This is a genomic window from Microcoleus sp. Pol7_A1, from assembly GCF_036701085.1.
Lineage (GTDB): Bacteria > Cyanobacteriota > Cyanobacteriia > Cyanobacteriales > Microcoleaceae > Microcoleus > Microcoleus asticus.
In genome coordinates this window covers 1-3082 of sequence record NZ_JAUBQD010000138.1, presented here as the reverse complement: position 1 = coordinate 3082, position 3082 = coordinate 1, and the positions used below count along the sequence as shown (strand labels likewise).

The following is a 3082-nucleotide window of genomic DNA, read 5'->3' as shown; positions in this document are numbered from 1 at the left end:
TTCTGGAACCGCTGTACAGTTGCTCCGTCAGACGGTAGCCGGGAATGGTATCGATCAAATTTACAGTGGCATTCATTATGGACTATCCTAATCTTCAATATTGACTTTTAACAGTTAATCTGGACTTCGATTTGCCAGGTTTAACGGTGATAGCACTTCGACCTCACCCTTTCACCGGCAACAAAATTACAAATTCAGTTCCTTGATGGAGTGCAGAGTTTACCTCCAGCTCCCCCATATGTTTTTCTACTACAATTTGGCGGGCGATCGCCAATCCCAATCCCGTTCCTTTACCTACAGATTTGGTGGTAAATAAGTGATCGAATATTTTTTGCTTCACTTCATCCGACATCCCTACTCCATTGTCTTTAATCCAAATCAAGACCCGTTTGCCTTCTTTGTCCGTAGCAGTTCGGATCGTAATTTGGTTAGGATTCGCTTTAAGTTCATTAAAGCTACGTTCCTTACTTGATTCTTCCAGCGCATCAATCGCATTAGCCAAAATATTCATAAAAACCTGATTCAACTGTCCGGGGAAACAGTCCACTAGAGGCAGCTTGCCATACTCTTTCACCACTTCAATAGCAGGCCGGCGCTCGCTGGCTTTTAAACGGTGCTTGAGAATCAAGAGAGTGCTGTCAAGTCCGTCGTGAATATTAAAAGGAACCGGGCGATAGGTATCTGCCCTCGAAAAAGTTCTCAAACTCGTACTGATATCGCGAATGCGATCGGCACCCTCATTCATGGATTTAATCAGTTCGGGCAAATCTTCTCGCAAATACTCTAAGTCTATGGCCTCGATTTTTTCTTCAATTTTGGCTCCAGGCTTGGGAAAATGATCTAGATAGAGATCGATTAGCTCCAACAGATTTTGTACGTATTCCTGAGCCGGTTGTAAGTTGCCGGCAATAAAGCCTAAGGGATTGTTAATTTCGTGGGCTACCCCTGCGACGAGATTGCCGAGAGCAGACATTTTCTCACTCTGCACCAGTTGCAGTTGCATCTGTTTGAGATCGTGAAGATAAAGCTCTAGTTTTTGGGCATACTCCTGGGATTGCTGATACAGTCGGGCGTTCTGTAAGGAAATTGCTGCTTGCGAGCACAGGATGTTGAGGATCGCGACGCGATCGCTGGTAAAAGCGCCGATAGCAAGGTTGTTCTCCAGATAGAGTACGCCTAGCAGTTTTCCCTGATGGAGAATCGGCGCACACAACAGGCTCTTGGGCTGCCGGCGGATGATGTAAGGATCTGCCATCAGCGAAGAATCAGTTGTTGCATTACTAATCAGCGATGGTTGTAAGGTACGTTTAACGCTGTTGATTAGCGTAATAGGAAGCTCCTGACTTTCCTCAAGCGGAATAGATAGCAGCACAGTCGAGCAGGAAGCGAATGTACTCATTGCTTCAACGATTAATTTATTCCCTTTGAGCAATAACAAGGCAGATTTGTCCGCGCCGGCATTTTCAATGACCACTTCCAGCAGCGTCGAGAGTAATCGCTCTAGATGAATTTCACTAGAGAGGGTTTGGGAGGCTTTGAGAACAGTTTTTATATCTAATACAGCAGATATGCTGCAGCTGCTGGATGTTGATGATTTGCTAATCGTATGGGATGAAATGGTATTCCTTTCAGGGAGCGTTATTTCTGATGCGAGCCGTAATTCATCCGGTTGCAAAATCAACGCTAAGAGTTCAGGATAGGATTGCTCCAGCTCGCTCACCTTAGCGGCTGCTCCCCAACGAGCGTAGCTATAGTAAGCATCGTGCATATAGTCTCTAGCAACGCGGGTTTTTCCCCACTCTAAATAGAATTTGGCCGCTAATTCGTTTGCCAGGGCAACTTCTTGTAAGTATTCATTCTTTGTCGCTCCAGCGATCGCGCGATCGTAGAATTCCAATGCTTCTGATTTGTGCCCTAATACTCGGTACCGTTCGGCTTCTACTAAATAAAATTTGTGCAAGTGATTTTCTGGCGCATGGTCAGCCCAAGTTTTCATTTTTTCCTGGTTTTTAGCCACCCGTTCCAGAATGCGTTGCTGTTGTGCCTCGGAAACCTGAGAATAGAGTGCCAGATGAGCTAGAGAATCGTACGTGTAGCAGATCGCAACAATGAATAAGCCTGTCGCGTTACCTATATAATTTTCCGCAAAGAGCGCGGCTTCCACCGCCAACTCAAACTTGCCAAACAGGTAACACAGATTCAGTTCGGTGGCATAGAAATAGTACAGCGCAGTTAGATCGCCCGATCGCTCCAGGACTGGCACGATTTCCTGGCGCACGAAGGCATCTCCAGTCAGTTGCCAAGGTTCGGCACAATTGCCTACCAGATTCAAAATTGCTTGCTGAAAAACCGTCAAATGGCTGGTAAGTCCTTCTTGGTTGAGGAGTCTGAGTTGCTCTCGGAAGGCAGCGCTCTCTTGGCTGAGAGCGTTTAATTCTCGACCGATAAACCAACAGTATGAGATGTAAGTGAATCCGCAAATAGCAGCCGATTCTAAATCTCCCGTTTCCAATCCAACTTCATAGCCTTCCCGGAGAAATGCTAAGGAGTTCTTGAGCGGCTCTTTCCAATGCCACACGCTACAGTGAATTGCAACATAGACTCTCGATTTCAGTTCTTTAGCATTGAAATGTTCGAGCAACTTCAATGCTAGTTGTGCGAACTGATAGCCACAGTCAATGTCTCCTACCACCCCACAAAGCATCAGTCCATAGTAAGCATACCCATTTGCAGAAAATGAACTATTGCCATATAGAACGGATAAATTGACCTGTTCGAGGACAATAAACGGTAACAGCGCTGGAGTGGCAACAAAGGCAGCAGCAGAAACAGCGGTAAGAATCCGTACAACTGCTAACTTATTGGGATCTCTCATCTGAGGCAGAGTTATTAAGTCCAGCGGTTGCCTTCCAGCCAAGATGGATTTAGTAGCCTCAAATGCCCGCGTAACATCCGATTGACTGAGTTGATCCGGAAGCTTGTTTCCCAAACGTTCCACACTCTTGAGGGCAATCTGCACGGCCTCTAGAAATTGATGTTGGGCTTGAGCAGCTTGAATTTGAATTTCATAGACCTTAATCGT

General features: G+C 45.9%; 1 protein-coding gene. It reads right to left on the bottom strand.

Annotated features, from left to right (window positions below; genetic code table 11):
- Positions 1 to 163: 163 nt before the first annotated feature.
- Positions 164 to 3082: ATP-binding protein (locus QUA20_RS31475; protein WP_333194256.1), on the bottom strand; the 2919-nt coding region annotated here is incomplete at its 5' end.